Raw genomic sequence first — 22,022 nt, 5'->3', positions numbered from 1 at the left:
GATGTATGTTTACTCTCCTGCCCATATCAAAGGTTATGTGATGATTTGCTATCTCTCACTGCTTTGCTACAGAACCATGGAATATAAGCTGAATCAGGCTGGAACTCCGCTTAGCTTCAGAAGAATTTCCAATGCTCTTAAATCTGCCTGTGTTGCTCCGTTCAGAATCAACAACGAGGTAATGTTTCTCCAAACCAGTGCCTATGACAATATCAATGATTCTCTTTACTGCAGAGACAGAGAGCGTGAGCAGTCTGGTTTAAATCAGATGCTCCCCATCAACATGATTATGAAGGCTGTCAATCTGAATCCGCTGTATAAACTAAATTCAACTCAGAATATAAATTCTCTGCTCAGAAAAAGAGGGTCTATAAATGACATGATCTGCCAGAAACTGATGAGCAAAATCTAGGAAGTGTATTACTTTATCAAAATAATCTAAAACAGCCTGAAGCCTGTCTGTATAAGGGATTAGGCTGTTTTTATTTTGAGTTAACTGCAAAACTCAGGGCAATTCAATGCGAGAATATTCTGCCTTAGAGGAAATGAGATCAGAGATCTTAGCCATATGTTCGCCTTTTCAAAATTCAACGGCTTTATAGGAGACTGGAACACATCCACAGTTGAAGACATGACCGGAATGTTCATGAACTCTAATTTTCAGGGAAAAATCTCAGGCTGGGATGTATCAGGCTGCAGAAGCATGTCATGTATGTTCATGAACTGCTACTTCAACTCTGATCTTTCAAAATGGAATGTATCCAATGTTACAAATATGAACTATATGTTCTATGGCAGCAGCTTTACTCAGGATATAAGTGCCTGGGATATATCTAATGTAGAAAGTCTCAGATGTATGCTGACATCTTCATACCCTAAAGAAAAATTAAAGAACTGGAACCTTCAGGGCAAAGATTGTTTTGAACTGTATGAAAGTAAGAGTATTATTTTTGATTACGAACATCTGGCTGATGTCTTGTTAGACTGGATCTCTTACCACACTAAAGAATATCCAAAAGAATACGTTTCATTTTCAATATTCGCCAGACTTAATTCAAAAATATATAAGATTGATATTTCCAACTCCTATTTTGACGAAGAAAACTGGTTAATCAAACTTGAGCCATTATCGGAAGAATTTATAAAAGCATTATTTGATGCTGCTGGTAAAAAGAAGTAGTCTTTTAATCACATTCTTCTGCCATCTTCAAGCTTCTGAAGAATCTTTCCACAATTTCTGCATACCTTATAGAGGTAAATTGGACCAGGCTCTGCAATACTGATTTTTCTTTCGTGAAAATTGACATTTTTAGAGACATCACCAGCTCTACTGTTTGGTTCACGTGTCATTACAACATTCTCTGAGCCACAGTAAGGACATTTACCCAGGGTAATACCTTTGCCAATATTCAGGTCATTTTCCAGCTCTTTAAAAACATCAGCAGTCTTTAAGAATTCATTCTTATCCATTTATCTCACCAGACTAATCTAAAGAATACATACTCTTCTTTTATAGTATAAAATGTTACATAAGGATTAGACCTGCTCGTCACTTAAAATCTGTTCACATAATGGACTCTTTACATTGATGCAGATAAATATTTTTAATTGATTCCATGCTACGGAAAAGCCTCATACTAAATTTGTAAACAGATGATCAGAAGATCATCTATCCATCTGGTAAAAGTGAGGTTTAATATGGCAATTCGTGAAACTGTAAGAGTAACTTCTTCCGACGAACTTAAAGATATAATCGAGAAAGAATACGAAGCTAATAAAACTGCAGCAATTATCGATCTTAACTTCATTGATGTTTCAAATCTTACCAAATTAAGACTTCCTCTTCTTCGTAAATTTAACGGATATTTAGATATCAGCAACTGGGATGTATCCAATGTCACAGCCATGGATGGCCTGTTTTCATTAGCTAATTATTCAGCAGACCTGTCAAAATGGGATGTCAGCAATGTAGAATGCATGAATAGAATGTTCAATGGATTAAAAGGCAGAATTTCAGGTTTAAGAAACTGGAACGTATCAAAAGTAAAAGATATGTCCTATATGTTTAAAAATGCAGAGTTTGTTCCCGATGAACTTGAGGATTGGGACGTATCAAATGTGAACGATATGAAAGGAATGTTTAAAGGAGCAACCTTTGGAGGAGACATAAGTAACTGGAATGTTCGTAACGTCAGAACAATGGCAAGCATGTTTGAAGACTGTAAAGGCGGTCTTGATGAAAATAGACTTAAATCAGTAGTTCTAAGCAAATGGAATGTTTCCAGAGTAGTTGATTTCTCCAGAATGTTCAAAAATGCAAACTCCGTTTTTGACGTAAGTAAATGGAAAATAGATAGCGCTGTAAACTTCTTTGATACTGGATTAGACTGTAATGAAGGATTTGACTTTAACAAAGAACAGTTAAACCAAAAGAAAACAATTGCTCTCAATGAGACTGACGAACTTGAGAAACTCAGGGGATACGTTCTAATTGGGTAACACCAAATAAACTTAACAATGCCCTGGCCAATAACCAGGGCTGAAAGGATACAAACATGAAGAGTAAAGAAGCAAAACAAAGACAACAGATTTTCTTAAATACTTTAGATATGATTCGCTCCGACAAATCTCTGTCTGAGGCAGTCGAGGCTTCTATTGAAGATCTGTCTGTCTATTTAGAAAATGAGTATCCACGCCTTGCAGATAATATTAAGCTCAAAAATACTGTAATTTCCGTTACAGAACACCGCAGCTTTGAAGCAGCAGCACTTATTCATGAGAAAGCACCTGACAGAAGAATTGCAGTTTTAAACTTTGCAAATGCGTTCTATGCAGGAGGAGGAGTTAAAGATGGCGCTTCTGCTCAGGAAGAATGTCTTTGTCGTGAATCAACCTTATTCCGAGTGCTTGATACGCCTAAAGCATTTAAATATTACTACAAATATAACCGCTGCAGAGCCGACTACAAGGCACTGGACAATGTAATTTACAGCCCAGATATTATTGTTTTCAAGGATGATTCAGATTTTCCTCAGAAACTACCTGAAGATAAAAGATTCAAGGTTGATGTGATAACCTGTGCTGCCCCTGATTTAAGAGCTCCTTTTAAAGTAGAATTTCCAAACCAGATACCATATATGTCAGAAGCAGAACAATTTGCTCTGCATGTAAAAAGAGCAGTCCACATTTTAAGCATTGCTGCTTATAAGGGGGCTGAGTCTCTTGTATTAGGAGCCTTTGGCTGTGGTGTTTTTAATAACAATCCGGAAACAGTAGCAAAAGCTTATAAAACAGCAATTGATGTTTTTCCAAAATACTTTGATGAAATAGAATTTGCAATTTACTGCAGGGATGACAAAACAAACTATCAGGAATTTCTAAAGGTCTTTGGCTAAGCTGTTTATTATCGGGAAGGTATCAGTATGGATCTGGCAAAGGTATTTAACTTATCTTCATGTCCAAAATGCGGCTGCAGAGAATTCACATCCCATGGAAGATATCAGACAGTACCACAGGAATCAGAAGCCGATTTATCTGCCAAAGCAACGGTTGCATCAGATAATCCTTACGATAAGTTCGTTTATATTACGTGCTGGAACTGCGGTCATGTTGTAAAAGAAGTTTCTGATCAAGCCTTCAGAATGGCGAGATGGACAGAAAACTAATTAGAAAAGAGACTGTTACACTTATATAAACAGTTGTTAACACCAATCCATCAATCAATTCATAAAATAGGATTCAGTATATAAATGTAGATCTTAAGGAATGAAGGCTATTTCTTCAGCGCCATATTTCCTAATGATTTAACAGTACAGTCTTTACCACCAAAGCCGATGCCTATTCCATACACGTTTTTATAACCTTCTTTAATGTATGGTTCTGCGTACTTCTTTTTAATAATCTGGTCAATGGCATAATCTGCGCTCTCTGTTAAGGAAGATAAGTCTTTCTTTCCTTTCTTAAATTCAAGCACTGCGGTTGTACGAGTTAATTTCTTTTTGAGCACCACATCGGGAAAACCATCCCCACTTTCAATCTCCTCGTGAAACTCTACTCCTTTAGCAGCACAGGCAAAGCCAAGAATACCAGTCATAAACCCGTGATAGTAAAGCTCACTTCCAGAATTTCTCACACTTAAAAAACTAATCAGCATAGAGGATATAAGCTCCTGAGCTTCTTCTGTTCTGTTCTCTAAAAGCAAATCAACCAGTGACATTGCCTGTTTGAACCAGTATGGATTATTTTCGCCGTAAAGAAACTTCTGTTTTGCTCTAAAGCAGGATAAGACTTCCTGATTTGGAATTCTGATGGTAACCTCACCGGTAAAATCTGAGTCCGCCGTATAAGTAACATAGCCTGTATGCAGCATCAGCGTCATAAAGACATCAAAGCTTACTCTGTTACGAATATCAGGATAAGTCGAAAATTCTTCCAAATTGATATTTACACTATCGCCATCGAGCAACAGCTGCAGTTTTGAAAGGTTTTCTGCATCATGGGCTTCCATATTATTCTGGATAAACAGGTCAATTAGATCATTACCACTGGTGTTAACCCAGAATGGCAGAGGTTTATCTGTATCGCTATGCAGAGCTTTATTGCAGTAACAGATTAAGCTCCATGGACAGTAAATATGATTTTTTCCAAATCTGTATCCGTCATACCACTCTTTAACCGAAGCTTTTTTATCTGATAAACTACAGTCATCAAGAAGTTTATTTGTCTCATCCTTAGTAAATCCAAAGAATTTTGTAAACGGCTCATCACTCAAGCCGTAAGTAGTAAAGTTATTGGCATCTGTAAAAACACTTTGATGAGCTATTCTCAAACAGCCAGATACTATTCCTTTGTATAGCCATGGATCAGGATTCTGTTTGAAAGTATTACTGCTTAATTTTCTTATGATGTTCAGCATATCTTCATAATAAGGATCTTTTGCTACCATTGCTTTCTGTAGTGGAACATCATATTCATCAATAATGACAATAACCTTTCTGTCAAATTCCTTGTGAAGCATAAAAGCTATTTTAGAGATAAAGCTACTGCAGATAACTATTGCTTTCTGACAGTTTTCAGGATTAGCTAATTCTTCCTGTTTTGTATTACAGAATTCTAGATTATCGACATAGTTCTGTATGCTACTGTCTGATAATTTATTGCTTTTGGTTAGAAAACTGAATTTTTCGTAGATTTCGGCAATTTTTAAAATAAGCTGACTTAGGGCATCAGGAAAATTCTCTCCTTCAACTCCTCTAAAAGAGATGCTGATTACAGGAAACTCACCCATGATTTTTTCTCGAAGTTCTCTGTAATCATCACCTGCTACAGCCAAATTTCTGCCATTATCCACAAAGAGTTTCTGCTGACGTGTCTTATCACCTGGATTCTGATAATTGAGCTCGCAGAACTCTTTGATCATATTAAGATTTAGCGTTTTACCAAATCTGCGAGGGCGAATAAAAAGAGAGTTCTTTACTTCAGAAGTACTTAAGAAAAGAGTTTTTAAATAGGCAGTCTTATCAACGTAATAAGAATTTCCGTTGATGATTTCTTTAAAATCCTCACTGCCATTATTAAATTTAATATCTTTCATAAGATCCTCGCTTCTGTCATCGAGTTAGATTTTATCACGGATAACAGTAAAGAGAATAAGGTTTGAGAGCCAGGATTAATCAAATCACAAAATCTAAGCTAATTATCTAGCATGCAACCGCATATCTATGTTTTATTTCTATGAAGCTGCGCAGACTCAGACTGCGCAATAATAACTAGTACATCTGACAGTAAACACAATCAGGACCAGCAAAAACCATGGCAAAGGCTTTTACATTTTTGCCTTTAAAATCCAGAGCTGATTTGTAATTTAAAACCTCATCCGTAGCATCTTTGATGGCTCTCTTCAGATAGCTTTCACTATTCTTATCAGATGCCTCTGTTTTAGTCAGATACTTAAGCTCAATAAGGTAGATACACTCATTACTTGTACCTTTGTTTACGGTTACAACCAAATCTGCAAATTTCTCGCCCACACCAACTACTCTCAGGGATTTCTGTAGTCTTACTTCAAAATCATCCTTGGAAAGCTCATCAAGTTTGGCATACAGAACCAGATTTAAGGCTATTTCATTCATATGGTATAAGACCTGATTTGACATAATCAGACTTAAAAAATCTGTGCAGGATGAGGTAAATGAGGATAAATCATCCTTAAGATTCATCATCTCAGAGATATCAAGCTTCTGTGATGAGAATACAGCATCTTTTCTGAATCGTAACTTAATGGTACAGTTTGCAAAAAGCTTTGACATGAACTGATTTGGTATTACCAAAGACAGGCCGCTATCTAAGGATGAGTTCCGGTTGATGGTCAGATAACCAAGATAATAGAGCATGGATAAAAGTTGCTCTCGGGTATATTCTCTTACCTGATTCAGATTGATATTTTCTGAAAGCTTCTGCAGATAAAAAGGTTCTCCCTGAAGATATCTGTCAATTATAGTATCAACAGTTTCTTTATCTGCAAGCCCAAACAACTGCTCTAGCTTATATCCATCCTGATCGCAGGCAGGATCAAGATAATCCTCTGGATTTAGTAATGTCTGTTCCTGTCTAACTTTTGTCAGGTAATAAAGACACATGGATGAGTTATAGACTGTCTTATCAGATCTTCTAGAAAAACAGTAGCCGTCATAGACAGGTTTCATTCTCTCAATGATTTCTTTTGTGGTTACACCTAACTGTTCTACATCCACAAGCTTTGGAATAAGAATATCCAGTTCATCCTCGGTAAAACCAGCGTACTCATTGAAACAGTCTAAAGATGTAACATTGAGAGCTATATTAAAACCTGAGGTTAGTGAATCAAGAGAAACTGATGAGACTCCAGTTATGAAGGTCTTGGCAATAGTACTCATTGCCTGATTTTTTATAGCAGAGTAAAAGGTTTTTAGAAAACCATCCTTACTGGTTATATTCTGAAATAGTTCTAAATCTTTGGATAAGATTTCGTTGGCAAAATTGTCATACTCATCAATCATGACATAGAGATTCTGACCGTCAGAATAATCTTTGTAGGCAATTGCAAATTCAGTAAAAAGGGTTGCAGGATCTGTTTTATCCATGTCTGAATAATCAAACACAAAATCCTTATATCTGCGCTTAAAGTCCCTTATACCGTCAGTTACAGCTACAAAAAAGCTAGTTAAAAGTTTATTAAGATTTCCTGTTGAAACTGCGGAGAAATCAAAATTGATTACATGATAGCTGTTATGAGTTGGGAGATCCTCATCATAAATTTTTGAGCCAGAAAACAGCTCCTCATATCTGTCCTGATATGAAATGTCGTAATAGCATTTAAGCATACGGACAAATGTAGATTTGCCAAATCTACGAGGACGCAGGAGAACAGGATATCTACTTGTACCCTTATCATCAAGGTATTTAATCATCAGACTTTTATCAACAAAGGCCTGTTCATCCTGACGAAATAAATCAAAAGTTGCCTGTCCATAAGGATTATTAAGTAATTTAACTGCACTCTCTGACATAAAGCTGTTTCCTTAAATCTTAGCTGGATTCATTATAGCAGATTAGGCTTTTGCTGTTTGTCAATAGAGTAAAGAGTTGCAGGATTAGATAGAGAGGATGAAGTTAAAAGGATGTAGAGATTCTGAATGTATTTTAATTTTTTTGCACCTAGCTAGTATGACCACGTTATCAATCAGGTGATCAATACCGTGATCATACTATTTTCTTCGGATCATTTTCTCTGATGACAGTTATCCCAAAAGATATTTTTCAACATCTAAAGCAGCCTTGCAGCCTTCACCTGCAGAGGTTATTGCCTGACGATAAATTCTGTCGGCACAGTCACCAGCGGCGAACACACCTTTTGAAGAAGTTGACGTTGCAGTTGTAAAGCCAGTCTTAATATAACCGTCTTCATCAAGCTCAAGAGCTTCTTTAAAGATTTTAGTTGCTGGTTCATGTCCAATAGCTACAAAGATACAATCCAAATTGATACTGCGAGAGCTGCCATCGGTAAACTTAATCTCAGCTCCGGTAACCTTATTACCGTCCCCTACCACCTTATCCACATTAGCATTGAGGACAAACTCAACCTTACCGGTCTTTTCAAGTTCTCTTAACTTATCCACAAGAACCTTCTCTGCCCTGAACTGTTCACGTCTGTGAACGATGTATACCTTGTTACAGAGATTGGTAAGATATAACGCTTCAACAAAAGCAGCAGAGCCTCCGCCAATTACAGCAACATCCTTTTTTCTAAAGAAGAAACCATCACAGGTAGCACATGCGGATACACCTTTACCTTTATACATTTCCTCAGACTCTAAGCCTAGATAACGTGCCTTGGCACCAGTAGAAATGATCACTGTACGAGTCTTGATAAGCTCTCCATTATCTAAGGTCAAGGTTTTAATATCAGATGAAAAATCAACCTCGGTAACCATAGCGGATATGGTTTTAGTTCCAAGTGCTTCTGCGTGTTCTCTTAATGAATCCATCAGAGAGAATCCGTCAGGAGCATCTTTTCGACCAGGCCAGTTACCTATTTCAGGGGTTGTGGTCAGCTGACCACCTGGCTCAGGGCCTTTAATCAGCCAAGGATTTAGACCGGAACGACAGGCATAAATTGCGGCAGTGTAACCTGCAGGTCCAGAGCCGATAATAACGGTATTTAAAATTTCATCTGACATAATAGTTCTCCTGTGATCTTTTTTATTTTCATATTAAAGAGGAGTTGCCTCCTCTTTAAGCACAGTCTGGAGATAGACTATAGAAGAGCTTCAATAGCTGATTCCATCTCTTTAGGAGTTGTGGTTGGCTCATAGCGGTCTACAACTTCACCCTTCTTGTTGATCAGGAACTTGGTGAAATTCCACTTGATTGAATCACCTTCTAAGTACTCAGGGAAGTTCTTCTCAAGAGCATCCTTTAGAATCTTAGCAATTGGGTGTTTCATATCAAAGCCTTTAAAGCCCTTCTGAGCAGTTAGATATTTGAATAAAGGCTGTGCATTCTCACCGCGAACATCACCTTTCTCAAAGATAGTGAAGGTTACACCATAGTTAATCTTACAGAACTCAGTGATCTCAGCTGCAGAACCTGGCTCCTGCTCAGCAAACTGATTACAAGGGAAACCAAGAATCTCAAGGCCCTGATCCTTATACTTCTTGTATAAAGCTTCAAGCTCTTCATACTGAGGAGTAAAACCGCACTTGCTTGCAGTGTTCACGATCAGCACTACCTTACCCTCATAGTCCTTTAAAGATACTTTCTTACCCTTTAGAGTATTAACTTCAAAATCATAAATGCTCATAATGCACCTCATTAACTGATTGAAAATTTGTCTTGTTTCTTAAGATGTTTTAATTGTACTAAATTTAATTGTATCAAACCAATATAAATACATTAAATGATAAATCTTATCGTTATATATTTTTTTTCATTAGATATCAGTTAGTTCATTTAAACGAGAGAATTAGAAATCTCCACTATATAGACAAATAAATAATCACAAAAGAATAATTCGTCTTTAATTCGTACGATGTCAAATACGACTCAAGATTAATGGCCATATAAGACTCTTGTAAGATTTTTGGATTTTGCTCAAGGTTAATTTTCATTATTTAAGTAAAATTGTACTGTTTAAATAATTGTTAACCGGAGCTGTTATGGAAAACTTTACTTTTTATTCTCCAACCTATTTTGTATTTGGCAAAGAAACAGAAAATCAAGCAGGACATTATGTTAAGAGATTCAATGGGAGTAAGGTTCTACTTCATTACGGTTCTAAAAGCGCAGTTAAAACCGGACTACTGGCAAGAGTGGAAGAATCTCTGAAAAAAGAGAATATTGACTATGTCAAATTAGGAGGTGTCAGACCTAATCCTACTGATGATCTTGTCTATGAAGGTATAGAGATCTGCCGTAATGAGAATATTGATTTTATCTTAGCAGTTGGTGGCGGCAGTGTTATTGATTCTGCAAAGGCTATTGCCGCAGGGGCCATATATGAGGGAGATTTCTGGGATTTTTACGAAGGCAAGCCAATCGATAAAGCTTTACCAGTTGGAACCGTTTTAACCATCTCGGCCGCCGGCAGTGAAGGGTCACCTGACTCAGTGATCACCAAACTTGATGGCATGTACAAACGCGGTGCCTCCGGTGAAGGAATCAGACCTGTATTTTCAATTTTAAATCCAGCGTTAACCATTACTCTGTCAAATTATCAGACAGCCTGTGGTATCACAGATATTATGGCTCATCTATATGAGCGTTACCTGACCAACACCGAAAATGTAGAGACAACCGATCGCATGATTGAAGCACTGCTTCTGGCAATGAAAACTGAAGGGCCAAAGGCTATTGCCGATCAGAATAATTATGAAGCTCGTGCCAATATAATGTGGGCTGGAATGATGGCCCATAATAATTCCTGTGGTGTAGGCAGATCACAGGACTGGACCAGTCACGATCTGGAGCATGAGTTATCCGCTATTTATGACTGTGCTCATGGTGCAGGTCTGGCTGTAGTTATGCCAGCAGTGTTCACTTACAATCTTGAACATGACGTAATGCGTTTTGCCAAGATTGCAGTGAGACTTTGGAACTGTGAAATGGATTATGACTGTCCTCTGAATACAGCAAAAGCAGGTATCGAGGCCTTCAGAAACTTTTTAATCAGCATAGGCATGCCAAAGAATTTTGCAGAGCTTGGAGCTAAAGAAGAAGATATTGACACCCTGGCACACAACGCCTGTTATGGTAATGGAAGAGAAGGAACCATCGGAGGTTTCGTTCAGATCAATGAGCAGGATGCTAAAAATATCTATCGTCTGATGCTATAACAAAATCGGTAACCAAGTTAGCGTTACAGAAAATATTAGATTTCTTTCGGCACACATTATTCTCATGCAAAAGGAACTATGGGTGCCGAACATATACAAGATACATTCATATTCCTTCTTAATATTTCCATTTCAGAATTTCATACAAAGCAATAAATCACAAAAAACACATTAAAAACAGCATAAAAAAGCTCATTAACATATGAACTTTGGTGAACTTTGTCACATAATTAATTCAATTATAATGGAAAAATAATCCTACTATTTTAAAATGTTTTATAGATCAACAAGTAAGATTTACTAAAATCTGAGGTTTCTATGATTACAGTCAGAAAAGCAACTAGTGAAGATGTGGGCGTTCTACAGAAACTTGCTTCAGAGCTTGTACCATCTTCATTCAAAGGAGTTCTTACCACTGCACAGATTGATTTTATGCTAGATAAGCTTTATTCACAGCAGGCTCTGTCAGACGCCATAGGTACAGGAACAGACTATTTCATTGCCACCTACAATGGAGAAGATCTTGGAGTTGTATCTGTAATTCAGCAGGGCCCTAACCTGTTTTTAATGCAGAAGATTTATGTAAATGAGCATTTCATCGGAAAAGGAATCGGAACCGCGCTCTTTACCAAGGTAAAGGAATATGTCCGCTCTAAGATTTTGCCTTGCACAATTGAGCTGATTATCAATGCCCATAATCCCGGTCTTGATTTCTACAAGAATAAAGGCATGCAGAAAGTAAGAGATACAGGTCTTGATATGGGAGATTTCTTCATCAACGAGGAAGTCTATTCTTTAGAGCTTAACTAATAAGTCACATCTCATCATCAGCTGATTTTTCAGCTGATGTTATCTTTTTTGATGCTTTTCTATTGCTCCAATAAAGTGCAATTGTTTTTATTTATAATTAATTTTTCACTTTACTAAAAACTCTATTTTTCAAGTAATTGTCTTGCAAGTCATACATATAGAGCCAAATTAAATCTTTAACTCCATGATAATTAAATGATTTTTTTGAAAAATTCTTCCTTAAAAAAGTGCAGATAATTTGCCCGCGTCTCACCCATATAGTAAAATCTAGCCTTGTTTTTTTAAGCCTCAAAAATAACCTTTGACTTAGAAGATATATTTGACGAAAATCACACCCATAAAAAAAATGGAGCTGGTTTTTTCTTTAATAATTAGGAGCACCTAAATGGATTTCAACGCAGTAAGCAATCTCATCAAAGAAAATGATGTTGTCTTTGCTGATCTAAGATTTACCGATACCAAAGGTAAAGAACAGCACATCACTCTTCCAATTTCCTGCATCAATGAGAAGTTCTTCGATCAGGGAAAGATGTTTGATGGCTCTTCAATCGAAGGCTGGTGTGGTATTGATAAATCAGACATGATTCTAATGCCTGATATCAACACAGTTCAGTTAGATCCATTCTACGCAGATCCTACCATCATCGTCCGTTGTGACATTCTTGAAACAGAGACTCTAACCGGCTACAGCCGTGATCCTCGCTCAGTTGCAAAGAGAGCGGAAGAATACCTGAAGTCAACCGGTATCGGTGATGTTTCATATTTTGGTCCAGAACCAGAGTTTTTCCTGTTTGACGATGTTCGTTTCAAGTCAGATATTTCAGGCTCATTCGTAGCTATTGATGATATTGAGGCAGCATGGAACAGTGCTACCGAATACGAAGGAGGTAACAAAGGTTATCGTCCAGGAGTTAAAGGCGGTTACTTCCCAGTTCCTCCTGTAGATTCTTCACAGGATATCCGTTCTGCAATGTGTAAGGTGATGCAGCAGATGGGGCTGGTAATAGAAGCTCATCACCACGAAGTTGCTACCGCAGGTCAGAACGAGATTGCAACAGAATTCAATTCATTAACCAAGAAGGCCGATGAGGTTCAGATCTACAAATACGTTGTTCAGAACGTTGCCCATCAGTACGGTAAGACCGCAACCTTCATGCCAAAGCCAATCTTTGGAGACAACGGTTCAGGCATGCACTGCCACCAGTCAATCTACAAGAACGGCAACAACATCTTTGCAGGCAACCTGTATGGCGGTCTGTCACAGGAAGCATTATGGTATATCGGCGGTATCATCAAGCATGCTAAGTCATTAAATGCCTTCACCAACCCTGCAACCAACTCATACAAGCGTCTGGTTCCTGGCTTTGAAGCTCCTTTAATGCTGGCTTATTCTGCCGCCAACCGTTCAGCTTCAATCCGTATTCCATATGCATTAAATCCAAAGACAGCTCATATCGAGGTTCGTTTCCCTGACTGCTGTGCAAACCCATATCTTGCATTCGCTGCAATGCTGATGGCAGGTCTTGACGGTATCAAGAACAAGATTACCCCTGGTGAGCCTATGGATAAGAACCTGTATGATTTACCTCCTGAGGAGGCTGCAAACATTCCTCAGGTTTGTGGCTCACTAGATGAGGCTCTAAAGGCACTTAAGAACGATCATGAGTATCTGCTGGAAGGCGGTGTATTCTCTGAGGATATGCTCAACGCCTACATCGAACTTAAGGCTGCTGAGGATACCAGAGTTCGTTCAACTCCACATCCTGCTGAGTTTGAGCTTTACTATAGCTTATAATTCATCACTGAGTTCCGAAAATGCCTCGTTATCTAACGAGGTATTTTTTTCTTATTACCAAAGATTGCCGAAAAATCCCTGGCATTTAGCCTTTGGAAGATGTCAATCAAAGGAATACAAAAAGTTTAAATACAGACTGGTCAACGTCAAAGGTCATTCTCCTCAAAAGGCTGAGGGACTTTTGTATCTTGAGGACGTAGGACTCATTGTCCGGGCCTGTAATACCATCGAGATCTCCTACCCGCTTGAAGGTGCCTGTCTGCCATCTGAGTTCAAGGTATTCTATGCAGATACAGGACTTCTGATATCGCAGCTTGGAGATGATGTACCTTTGAAAATCCTCTCAGGAGATATCAGCTCTTACAAGGGAACTATTGATGAAAACATGGTTGCAGCAGCTTATCACAGTCGCGGCGTCAAGCTGTACTACTATCATGCACCAAGCGGCTCTCCTGAAATTGATTTTCTGACAGAGGACGAAGGTGAGGTGGTGATGATAGAATGCAAGGCATCTAACAACCGAGCCACCAGCATGAAATTTGTCATTGCCAGCTCAAAAAAATATGGAAAACACAAGGCAGTAAAGTATTCTGATACAAACGTTGGAGAAAGAGATGTTTTTGTAACGCTGCCTCTGTATGCAGCAGGCTTTGCAAAACACAGGCAGCACAGTCAGTATGTAAAAATGGTCAATATTTCAGAGCTGAAGGTTCCTGAAGGTGAGTAGAAAACAGTCGCCTAGTCTTCTACTCAAATTCAAAGAGAACCGGTACATCGTTCATCTGGCATGGAATATACTCTATCCTCCGGTTTTTCTTATCAGAGCTGTCCACAATTCGGCTTAGATGATTAGACTGAAACACCTCAAAATAATCTCCTTCAAAATGAGGATAGCATTTGCCGCCATGCTGATAGTTGACTCTGATAACTACCGCACAGTTTCCTGCGTAGGTAATGCTACGGTTATAATCTGAATATCGCCCGTTCTCGTTATTGTCGATAGGTACCCCTCCAAGTTCGTTCTTTGAAAAACAGCCCCAGAGAACAGCAGGATACCTTGTCAGAACCGAGGTTTTTACAATCTTTCCCTGATCTTTTAATGAATCAGTTTTAAGACGGCAGACAGAGTAGTTATCATTTCCCTCAAAAACGGTTTTTTCAAAATCAGAGGCCCTGCAGGTAAGAACGGTGCCTTTGATGAATGGAACACCTGCGACATCGTTGAAGTCCTGAGATGCGGCATATAAAGGCATCACAGCTGCTACCGCAAATACTGAGACAGCACCTAGAAGCCTAAGTTTTTTTGAACTGCTCATATGAGACTCCAGAGTTTAGTTATCACCATATTCCAAAGATCCTGTTGCCGCCGCGATATTCAGCACACCAGTTCTCTCTTGAATACACACAGATTGAATCAATATAGGAGTAGTATTCCTTAAGAGCCTTCTGCATTTTTGGATCTTTAAGTATTTTCTCGTGAAATTCCCTGTAGAGATCCCCCGGATCAAACTGACAGTTATGCTCCACAAGATCGGTTGTCGCCATGGTCATAGCAACTCTTGCTTCCTCATGGGTTATCCCCATACGCTTTGAAAATTCCTCCACCGCATTCCACACCTTAACCGTAGGCTCGACACTGTCACGGGGAAAGTCTGAAGCATAAGATACCATGCATAAAAGCAGAGCACACAGAAGAGATAATGCATTGTAAAGCAGACAGGAAAATCTCATAGTTTCTCCTTTTTAATGCTTATCCTCGGCAAGACGTCTGAAGAGATTAACTCCAAAGTCCTGAAAACGTCTGTCTGATGATTTCATGGCCTGATCCATTTTAAAATCACCACCATAGAAATTTCCATCCACAAAGACATGAGTCTGACCTCGAATGGAGTGCTTTACTCCGTCCCTGTACATGAATACCTTGAGTTCATCAGGACTTACATCTCCATGACAGCCTTTGTAATAGGAGATCCAGACTTCCTTTCTGCCATCTCCGTCAAGATCGGTAACCATCGGACTGTCCTTTGAGAACTCCAGTCTTGCAGAGGTTTCACAGTCATGAACAAAATCATAGAGCTTCCACTTTAAAACCGGAGGCACCTTGCTATTCTCGCCGAAGTCATAGACATGAATTTCATTGTTCATGCAGATATTCTCGGGATACTTAGGATCGGGAGTGGATTTGAAATAGCCTGATTCGGTCTGCATGACCACATGATTTTCACCGTTACTGCTGTATGTAACCTTGTTTAGAAAATTTCCCTGAGCTTCCTTATAGCCCTGCAGAGGATGGTCGTCTATATAGGCGTTTGCAGTACAGATTGCAGTCAGAAAAGTACAGAGTATAAGGGATAGTCCTTTAGTCATGTGAAGCCCCCAGAAAAAGCCGTTACAAATCAGAGTAGAGCGCTTTGTACCTAAAAAACAGATGAAAAACAGAAAAAGAGCGCTCTTTGAAGTCAGAAGCTACGGTCAGTTGCTTTTTACAAAATTCATCTGCCCGCCATTCTGGAACTGAATCGACATATTGTTCCCCTGCACATAAACCCTGTTGGTACCTGAAGCACCGGCAGACTGTCCTGAGGTGATCTGGAAATTGAAATTGCCTGAGGACTGATCATAACGGTACATCCCGGTCTCAATCTGCTGACCGTTTACAATGCAGACATACTGACCATTGTTGAAGACAAAGGCAAACTCTCCCTGAGGAGTCTGACAGCTCCATTTTCCGTTGAGAATATCGCCTGATGGCATTGACTGAGGGACATTATCTCCCTGAGAGCTTCCCCAGTTTTCAGTATTGGCTGAAGCTCCTCCGTTATTACCGCCCCAGGTACCGTTCTTTGGAGCTCCGCCGGAATTATCTGAACCACCCCAGCCACCGCTGCTCTGTCCCTGAGTGCCTCCACCCCAGCCGCCGTTATTCTGGCTCTGGGAATCGCCCCTGGTCTGACCATCCTGATAAATGCGTGTACCGTTATCTGACTGAGGGATCTGAGGATTTGATCCTGCCTGCTGGCGGTTCAGAGTGATACTGTTGTCTAAAACCAGCACATCGCCATTCAGATTCATGTTGTAGCTTAAGCTTTTACCATTCTGAAAGCGCATCACCAGCTGATTGCCGTTAACAGTGAAGTTGCCGTAGATCTGCTGACCATTTAAGGCCATCCCCACCATATTGTTCATAAAGATCAGAAGCATGGAGTCTTTACCGTTGGTACCGAACCAGGATCCCTGAAGATTCTGTTCAAGGCCTACGGTCTTTACCTGAACACTGCTGCCTGATGGGTAATACACTGCATCAGAAGCATAGTTTTGTGCATAAACAGATCCTGACAAAGATACGGCTAAGGACAGACAAACGGCGATAAATGATTTTTTCATATCAAACCTCACATTGGTGATTTAAATTTTCTTGAAACTGATAGGCGGCATATTGTCAAAGAACAGAGTCAGATATCCGTTCTGGAATCTAAATCCGACCTTCTGACGCTCCCCGTTAGGGAATACTGCCCAAAAATCACTGTCTTTGACGGTAAAGACAAATCTGATATTGCCCTGGCCCTTGGTCTGCATATAGGCAGAATAGCGCTTATCCGACTGCAGTCGCTGTATAGTTAAAAACGCATTTCCTGTATCAGCACCGCTCATGTATCTGCCCTCAAGAGAAGTCGGATCAAAGGAAGGCTTTACGACATTATTGTCCGAGGGAACTATGTTCTCTACAGGCTTATCCCTCTTAGGAACGGTACCCTGAGGGTTGATGTTTTCAGTAACCTGCACAGCCTCTTTTCTTGTAAGAGTTGAGACATGTCCATCTCGTGAAATCAGAGTCAGATGTGCATTGTTCCTGTCAATATAGTAGCAGTACTCCTCAAAAGGCATGTTCCTGGCCTTAAGAAGATTGTTAACACGGGTAAAGGCGCCTTTTGCCTTTAGTTTCTCCTTAATACGGTACTGCTCAACCTCACTGCCTTTGAACTTCCAGATCTCAGTAGGCGATACCCAGGTACCGTCAAGACTCTTCGACTCAAAAGTCTCAATAGGCAGCAGAAGCGATCTGGTTCCATCCCCCATACCGATAAAATACCACTGACGGGAAGGTCCCTGCCCCTCCATAAAACAGTAGTAGCTCTGCAGAGTCGGTCCGAGCATCGGAACCGTACTGTTAGAGTGTGGGAGATGCAGCATCAGCTGCGGAGTTCCTACCACAATGAAATTAAACCTGCCATGTCCTAATTCCTCACCGCCTGAATCATGCATCAGCCAGACAGGACTGTTGTTCTTGTCAAAGCCTAGTGAGAGGATTCTGAAATTAGGCAGAAGCACAGAGCCGCTGCCTGACATTGCATACTGGAAAAGAGCATAGCGGCCGTAAAGGTTGACAAGACCGTTTTTTACGGTGTTATCAATAAGACTGTCCTGATAAGTGTCACGTTGGATCCGCACCGCCTTTGAAACTGCAATCGCCTTTTTCCCGCCTACAGTCTGGGCAAAAATAATATGATTAAGCTCGGCATTGTTATCCACAAGGGCTAAGGAGAGCACCAGATAGGAGCCGACCTGGAATGGGGCTCCGAATTCGTTGAGAATATTGCCTTTTTTGTCGATGTAGCTTAAAGAAGGTCTTAGAATACCGTTCGGCTTTAGATTTATGGCGGTACCCGAAAGGCCGCCTCCGGCCTGATTGATGACTTCGGCACCGCACATCAGTCTGGTTCTGTTGTTGAATTTGAGCTTTATAAAAAGCTCCTGAGAACCAGCATCAGGATCGATGTATTTAGCATAGCCTATGGAGACATTGTCATTAAAGGCATCAGAGGTAGCGGTATTCTGAATGGAAATATCGGCTGTAGTGATACCGTTGGTGATTACATACTTCTGTGCCGTTATCTCTCTCATCAGATGGGTTGTGCCGTTCTCATAATGAGGAGTAGATTTCTGAAGATAGCCTGCACTGGCGTTATCAGTTCTGCGGGAGGTATCTCTTACGAGCTGGGTAAAATGAATTCTGCTGCCGTTTGGAGTTTTCTCAAGCTGATAAAGATGAGTCCAGAGAATATCCTCGCCGGTTACATCAAAACGGATGACGCTGCGGTCAAAAGGCTTGATGGTGGTCACAGGCTTAAGATTAAAGTCCATAGGTGATCTGCCGTCACGCCCATCCTTTAAAGTTACAGTGCCAACCTCAACATGATCAATTCTAGGAGGCTTACCACCTCGGGTTTCCTGAGCGCGGTAGATGCTGTCCAGAAATTCTCCGAAGCCTGAACGCTTTGCAAACTCCGTGGAGAGATACCTTGTATCCAGAAACTCTCTTCGCATTGGAAGATAGATGCTTATCCCCGCAAGCTCCTTTGCATTCTCGGTACTTTCAGATGAGATAATAAGTGATGATAGAGCTTCTCTTACATTTTGAAGATACTCCGTCTTAATGCTAGGAATATTTCTTTCAAGAGAGTTCAGAAAATCAATCAGGGAGAGCGACCAATAGGCAGGCTTTCCATAGAGAACATCGGTTTCAACACTGTTTACATGGGTCGTAAAACCAAGAATTCTGGTAAGAGCAGAGTACTCCTTTGGAATAATCCCCTTAAGATAGGAGGATAGCTTATTAAGGGAGTCTGTAACTGCCTGAGTCTTTTTGAGATCATAGGCACTGTAGGCACACTCAAGCAGATGATGCTTTTCAAGATAATCCTTTGAGGATAAGACAATCTTTTTAACAAGATCAGCAGTCGGTATATCCTTTGTAAACAGAGGTAGAATGTCGGTAAAACTGATACCAACCGCAGGCATCACAGGAGGAGAGGCAAAGGCATAATCAGCATAGGGAGCAAGCACATCAAGAACATCTATCTGTCCCATGAGGCACATTTCAAAGATAATGGCATCAAAACGCTTTTTAGGAAGCAGCTTTGCTGCGGAATTCAAAGCTCCGGCAAATTCATAAACCGTCATGTCGCCTCGGCCTCTGACACCTTTTCCGCCGTCATTGTCCATGATCATGGATTTCCAGCCACCGCCGTGATTCCATGGAATAAAGGCATACCTCTGCGCTGGATATCTTTTAACGCACTCATTTACGAAATGGACGATATTCGCAGGGTCGCTCATATCAAGCTCACCGAGATTTAAAATCATCTCAGACTCAAAGCTCGCCGGCAGCCTTACCGATCCTGTAATAAGTTTTGTATAGTCTACTCTCTCCTTTGCCTTTTTTACCTGATAGAGCTTTGTTCCGGTATCATCACCATACAAAGATGAATAGCCACGGGCTCTGTCCATAAGCACAATCACGTTCACGTCCTCGTGAATGCCCTGCTCCATCTCTAAAAAATCGTATAGGGCCATCTCCTCAAGATCATTGTCGGCACACATGTAAACCATCACGGTCCAGGCCTTGTCAGATCCAGTGTTTTCTGCTGCATAAGCACAGGAAAGAAGAGCTGAAGAAGAAAAGAACAGCATAAGAGAAGTCAGAAGAACATAAAGTCCGTACAAAAAAGCTTTCATGCACTCTGCCACACTTTTGAGCAGATGCAGGCTGTTAAGCAGACACCGGATGTTTGGAAAACGCAGAATGTTCACATTCATAGGCAAACCGACAGTTAAAACTGAAGCACAGAAAAGAGCAGAGCTTTCAGAGTCAAAACTGAAATCCTGCCCTTAGGGACTATCGAGGATAATCCCTTGCCTCATTAGGTTTTAGCTTTGTGTATGAGTCAGGAACAGATCTTCCCTCAGTCACGATATGGTATTTGTTATCCTGATCGCGGTAAACATCATATCCGGTGGAGACCTTGAAATGATTACCCTCATGATCGGTGTAATCGTTTCGCTCATAAATGGTGTCACTCATAGCCTCGGTCATCTGAGACTGATCAGCGGTTCTCTGCTCCTCTGTAGCATCCCTTAGAGCCTGCTGGGCACTTTGGGCGTCAAACTGACGCATACCCTCAATTGTTCCCTGCATTACAGCAACCGCCATTCTCTGTCCGTAGTAGTCCACCAGATATCCCCACTCAGGCAGATATCGTGAATTGTTTACAACTGTCTTGAAAATATCGTAGTTGGCATTGAAGGCTTCAACTGAAGGTGCGTAATAGGAGATGAGCTCTCCCTTCCAGAGGGTATTATGATTGACCATTGGAGGAAGCTGTCTAGTCACCTGACGACCTTGAAGAGTTGTGGTATAGCCTAAAGTTGCGGCAATATGCTCTGAATAGCGGCGGGATCCGTTCTTTAGGGTAACCAGAAGCTGCAACGCATCAATATTGGCATAGGTAGCACTTACTTTGCCGCTTACAAAAGTTCCTCTTGAGGCTGCCACCTGCATATTCACAGCCTGCTGCACGGAAGAGGTTATCCTCGGGATCATCATCTTCTTAAAGCCGGAGTCTTCCTTTGTCATATTTACATTCAAGGTCTGGGCAATACTCATGCCCCAGGAAGGTATGATGGTCTTTATATAGTCCTTTGATGAAAGATATGGATGATTAAAGATTCGCTTTGGAAAATTGCAGCCGACTTTATTGACCGCCATAGGAGCTTTCTGCTGTCGAGTTATAACAGTTGTACTCCAAGCGTAGGCTTCAGGAGTTGTAAAAATAATTTCAGTATTACCATCGGGACTGATAAGACTTACGATACCAAAGGCAATTGAGGCAGATGAGCAGCGCTGCCAGTCGGAGGTTACATTTACTCTCCAGCCCTCTGGAAGAAAAACCTTCATGATTGGGACATTGATATAAGGATCAATAACTGTCCTGTAGGAAAAGGAAGTGTTAATTGCAGCAGAAGCTGTCAGGGAATAACCTAAAACTCCAGATAAAACCGCAGTTTTGATAATTCCTGCCACGGATTTAAAACCAAAGACTTTGCGCACAGTGCCTTCTGTCATATCTCACCTTCAGCATATAAAAGAACGTTCAAATTTAATTATAGGTTTGGATACAGCTGATAATCACAAAGACGGGAGGCATGATACAGTTTTGAGAGGTGGCAGGCTATTTTATCCTTCGCAAGTAAAAATAATTTGCTTTTTGAAAAAGCCGTTATCTAAAGGATGTGGGCATAGGATAAATGAGTTTCTTCTCTTTTATTAAGGATGTTGGTGAAAAAATCCTGGGTCTAGCTACTGCAGCAGAGATCAATGCAGCAGATCTTAAAAAAGACCTAGATGCATTAGGGCTGGATACTAAGGATTTAACAGTTGAGCTTGACGGCGACAATGTTGTTTTAAAGGGCACCGCCAAAGATCTGGAAACACTTGAGAAAGCTGTTCTTGAAGTGGGCAACAAAATGGGTATTGCCGGAGTTAAGACTGATGGAGTTAAGGTTGCCTCTGCAGGAGAGGAATCCAAGTTCTACGAAGTAAAGAAAGGCGATACCCTATGGAAGATTGCTGAGGAGTGCTATGGTAAAGGCAAAGGAGCACAATACAATTTGACTCTCCCACGACTGAAGTCGATGGGATTCCTGTTTCATAGACCACAGCATAGCGAACTACGTCTTACACGATCTCTTGGAGAATTGCTCCTCCA

Annotated in this window: 21 protein-coding genes; 10 read left to right on the top strand and 11 right to left on the bottom strand. The window is 40.4% G+C overall.

All coding sequences use genetic code 11. From position 1 onward, the window contains the following. Positions 1-412, top strand: a 412-nt coding sequence (locus QZU45_RS06525; protein ID WP_295353177.1) for a hypothetical protein, incomplete at its 5' end; no start/stop codon positions are given. Between the two features lie 84 nt (positions 413-496). Then, positions 497-1,180: a BspA family leucine-rich repeat surface protein gene (locus tag QZU45_RS06520; protein ID WP_366925485.1), complete on the top strand. Its 684-nt coding sequence runs from the start codon at positions 497-499 to the stop codon at positions 1,178-1,180. An 8-nt stretch (positions 1,181-1,188) separates the two neighbouring features. On the opposite strand, the gene QZU45_RS06515 is transcribed toward QZU45_RS06520, so the two are convergent. Further along, entirely contained in the window at positions 1,189-1,470 is a 282-nt protein-coding gene (locus QZU45_RS06515) for a hypothetical protein (protein WP_295353174.1), read from the bottom strand. Between the two features lie 228 nt (positions 1,471-1,698). Here QZU45_RS06515 and QZU45_RS06510 point away from each other — a divergent pair, with 228 nt between their 5' ends. From QZU45_RS06510 to QZU45_RS06500, 3 genes are read left to right on the top strand one after another with little or no spacing between them, the layout of a single operon-like run. Further along, positions 1,699-2,499 carry a BspA family leucine-rich repeat surface protein gene (locus QZU45_RS06510; protein ID WP_295353171.1) on the top strand — a complete coding sequence of 267 codons (801 nt, stop codon included), beginning with the start codon at positions 1,699-1,701 and terminating at the stop codon, positions 2,497-2,499. 56 nt (positions 2,500-2,555) lie between these two features. After that, positions 2,556-3,395: a TIGR02452 family protein gene (locus QZU45_RS06505; RefSeq protein ID WP_295353168.1), complete on the top strand. Its 840-nt coding sequence runs from the start codon at positions 2,556-2,558 to the stop codon at positions 3,393-3,395. A gap of 27 nt (positions 3,396-3,422) precedes the next feature. Continuing rightward, on the top strand, positions 3,423-3,665 hold the full coding sequence (locus QZU45_RS06500) for a hypothetical protein (RefSeq protein ID WP_295353166.1): 243 nt from the start codon (positions 3,423-3,425) through the stop codon (positions 3,663-3,665). 107 nt (positions 3,666-3,772) lie between these two features. On the opposite strand, the gene QZU45_RS06495 is transcribed toward QZU45_RS06500, so the two are convergent. The 4 genes from QZU45_RS06495 to QZU45_RS06480 all read right to left on the bottom strand — a co-directional run bounded on the left by QZU45_RS06495 (position 3,773) and on the right by QZU45_RS06480 (position 9,340). Beyond that, positions 3,773-5,593, bottom strand: coding sequence for an AAA family ATPase (locus QZU45_RS06495; RefSeq protein ID WP_295353163.1), 1,821 nt, complete (start codon positions 5,591-5,593; stop codon positions 3,773-3,775). 175 nt (positions 5,594-5,768) lie between these two features. Further along, positions 5,769-7,547: an AAA family ATPase gene (locus QZU45_RS06490; protein WP_295353161.1), complete on the bottom strand. Its 1,779-nt coding sequence runs from the start codon at positions 7,545-7,547 to the stop codon at positions 5,769-5,771. 231 nt (positions 7,548-7,778) lie between these two features. Continuing rightward, entirely contained in the window at positions 7,779-8,717 is a 939-nt protein-coding gene (gene trxB, locus QZU45_RS06485) for a thioredoxin-disulfide reductase (protein WP_295353158.1), read from the bottom strand. A 77-nt stretch (positions 8,718-8,794) separates the two neighbouring features. Continuing rightward, positions 8,795-9,340 carry a glutathione peroxidase gene (locus QZU45_RS06480; protein WP_074839579.1) on the bottom strand — a complete coding sequence of 182 codons (546 nt, stop codon included), beginning with the start codon at positions 9,338-9,340 and terminating at the stop codon, positions 8,795-8,797. Positions 9,341-9,695: 355 nt separating this feature from the next. On the opposite strand from QZU45_RS06480, the gene QZU45_RS06475 reads away from it, so the two are divergent. The 4 genes from QZU45_RS06475 (at position 9,696) to QZU45_RS06460 (ending at position 14,203) form a co-directional block, all read left to right on the top strand. Continuing rightward, on the top strand, positions 9,696-10,871 hold the full coding sequence (locus tag QZU45_RS06475; protein WP_295353155.1) for an iron-containing alcohol dehydrogenase: 1,176 nt from the start codon (positions 9,696-9,698) through the stop codon (positions 10,869-10,871). A gap of 318 nt (positions 10,872-11,189) precedes the next feature. Next, positions 11,190-11,681: a GNAT family N-acetyltransferase gene (locus QZU45_RS06470; RefSeq protein WP_294997795.1), complete on the top strand. Its 492-nt coding sequence runs from the start codon at positions 11,190-11,192 to the stop codon at positions 11,679-11,681. A 385-nt stretch (positions 11,682-12,066) separates the two neighbouring features. Next, entirely contained in the window at positions 12,067-13,476 is a 1,410-nt protein-coding gene (gene glnA / locus QZU45_RS06465; RefSeq protein ID WP_295353152.1) for a glutamate--ammonia ligase, read from the top strand. A 64-nt stretch (positions 13,477-13,540) separates the two neighbouring features. Then, entirely contained in the window at positions 13,541-14,203 is a 663-nt protein-coding gene (locus tag QZU45_RS06460; protein WP_295353149.1) for a DUF4143 domain-containing protein, read from the top strand. 19 nt (positions 14,204-14,222) lie between these two features. On the opposite strand, the gene QZU45_RS06455 is transcribed toward QZU45_RS06460, so the two are convergent. The 6 genes from QZU45_RS06455 to QZU45_RS06430 form a co-directional block, all read right to left on the bottom strand. After that, positions 14,223-14,792 (bottom strand): hypothetical protein, encoded by a 570-nt coding sequence (locus QZU45_RS06455; protein ID WP_031490764.1) that lies wholly within the window; start codon positions 14,790-14,792, stop codon positions 14,223-14,225. 22 nt (positions 14,793-14,814) lie between these two features. Continuing rightward, positions 14,815-15,207: a hypothetical protein gene (locus QZU45_RS06450; RefSeq protein WP_295353146.1), complete on the bottom strand. Its 393-nt coding sequence runs from the start codon at positions 15,205-15,207 to the stop codon at positions 14,815-14,817. A 12-nt stretch (positions 15,208-15,219) separates the two neighbouring features. Continuing rightward, positions 15,220-15,843 (bottom strand): M949_RS01915 family surface polysaccharide biosynthesis protein, encoded by a 624-nt coding sequence (locus QZU45_RS06445; RefSeq protein ID WP_295353143.1) that lies wholly within the window; start codon positions 15,841-15,843, stop codon positions 15,220-15,222. A gap of 105 nt (positions 15,844-15,948) precedes the next feature. Continuing rightward, positions 15,949-16,860: a hypothetical protein gene (locus tag QZU45_RS06440; RefSeq protein ID WP_295353140.1), complete on the bottom strand. Its 912-nt coding sequence runs from the start codon at positions 16,858-16,860 to the stop codon at positions 15,949-15,951. Positions 16,861-16,881: 21 nt separating this feature from the next. Beyond that, entirely contained in the window at positions 16,882-19,992 is a 3,111-nt protein-coding gene (locus QZU45_RS06435; RefSeq protein ID WP_295353137.1) for a clostripain-related cysteine peptidase, read from the bottom strand. A gap of 160 nt (positions 19,993-20,152) precedes the next feature. Beyond that, positions 20,153-21,379 (bottom strand): hypothetical protein, encoded by a 1,227-nt coding sequence (locus QZU45_RS06430; protein WP_295353134.1) that lies wholly within the window; start codon positions 21,377-21,379, stop codon positions 20,153-20,155. 182 nt (positions 21,380-21,561) lie between these two features. Between QZU45_RS06430 and QZU45_RS06425 the strand changes: the two genes are divergently transcribed. After that, a partial coding sequence (locus QZU45_RS06425; protein ID WP_295353131.1) for a LysM peptidoglycan-binding domain-containing protein occupies positions 21,562-22,022 on the top strand: 461 nt, incomplete at its 3' end.

Origin of the sequence: uncultured Succinivibrio sp. (assembly GCF_902756765.1) — a bacterium.
Lineage (GTDB): Bacteria > Pseudomonadota > Gammaproteobacteria > Enterobacterales > Succinivibrionaceae > Succinivibrio.
The sequence above is the reverse complement of the archived record's forward strand: the minus strand, read 5'-3'. Positions and strand labels throughout refer to the sequence as shown.

Bases quoted from the DNA above. Each gene is read 5' to 3' on its own strand.
- glnA (WP_295353152.1), top strand. From the start codon at position 12,067: ATGGATTTCAACGCAGTAAGCAATCTCATCAAAGAAAATGATGTTGTC.
- QZU45_RS06445 (WP_295353143.1), bottom strand. From the start codon at position 15,843: ATGACTAAAGGACTATCCCTTATACTCTGTACTTTTCTGACTGCAATC.
- QZU45_RS06505 (WP_295353168.1), top strand. From the start codon at position 2,556: ATGAAGAGTAAAGAAGCAAAACAAAGACAACAGATTTTCTTAAATACT.
- QZU45_RS06510 (WP_295353171.1), top strand. From the start codon at position 1,699: ATGGCAATTCGTGAAACTGTAAGAGTAACTTCTTCCGACGAACTTAAA.
- QZU45_RS06495 (WP_295353163.1), bottom strand. From the start codon at position 5,593: ATGAAAGATATTAAATTTAATAATGGCAGTGAGGATTTTAAAGAAATC.
- QZU45_RS06455 (WP_031490764.1), bottom strand. From the start codon at position 14,792: ATGAGCAGTTCAAAAAAACTTAGGCTTCTAGGTGCTGTCTCAGTATTT.
- QZU45_RS06440 (WP_295353140.1), bottom strand. From the start codon at position 16,860: ATGAAAAAATCATTTATCGCCGTTTGTCTGTCCTTAGCCGTATCTTTG.
- QZU45_RS06475 (WP_295353155.1), top strand. From the start codon at position 9,696: ATGGAAAACTTTACTTTTTATTCTCCAACCTATTTTGTATTTGGCAAA.
- QZU45_RS06470 (WP_294997795.1), top strand. From the start codon at position 11,190: ATGATTACAGTCAGAAAAGCAACTAGTGAAGATGTGGGCGTTCTACAG.
- QZU45_RS06430 (WP_295353134.1), bottom strand. From the start codon at position 21,379: ATGACAGAAGGCACTGTGCGCAAAGTCTTTGGTTTTAAATCCGTGGCA.
- QZU45_RS06500 (WP_295353166.1), top strand. From the start codon at position 3,423: ATGGATCTGGCAAAGGTATTTAACTTATCTTCATGTCCAAAATGCGGC.
- QZU45_RS06480 (WP_074839579.1), bottom strand. From the start codon at position 9,340: ATGAGCATTTATGATTTTGAAGTTAATACTCTAAAGGGTAAGAAAGTA.
- QZU45_RS06450 (WP_295353146.1), bottom strand. From the start codon at position 15,207: ATGAGATTTTCCTGTCTGCTTTACAATGCATTATCTCTTCTGTGTGCT.
- trxB (WP_295353158.1), bottom strand. From the start codon at position 8,717: ATGTCAGATGAAATTTTAAATACCGTTATTATCGGCTCTGGACCTGCA.
- QZU45_RS06490 (WP_295353161.1), bottom strand. From the start codon at position 7,547: ATGTCAGAGAGTGCAGTTAAATTACTTAATAATCCTTATGGACAGGCA.
- QZU45_RS06435 (WP_295353137.1), bottom strand. From the start codon at position 19,992: ATGAAAGCTTTTTTGTACGGACTTTATGTTCTTCTGACTTCTCTTATG.
- QZU45_RS06515 (WP_295353174.1), bottom strand. From the start codon at position 1,470: ATGGATAAGAATGAATTCTTAAAGACTGCTGATGTTTTTAAAGAGCTG.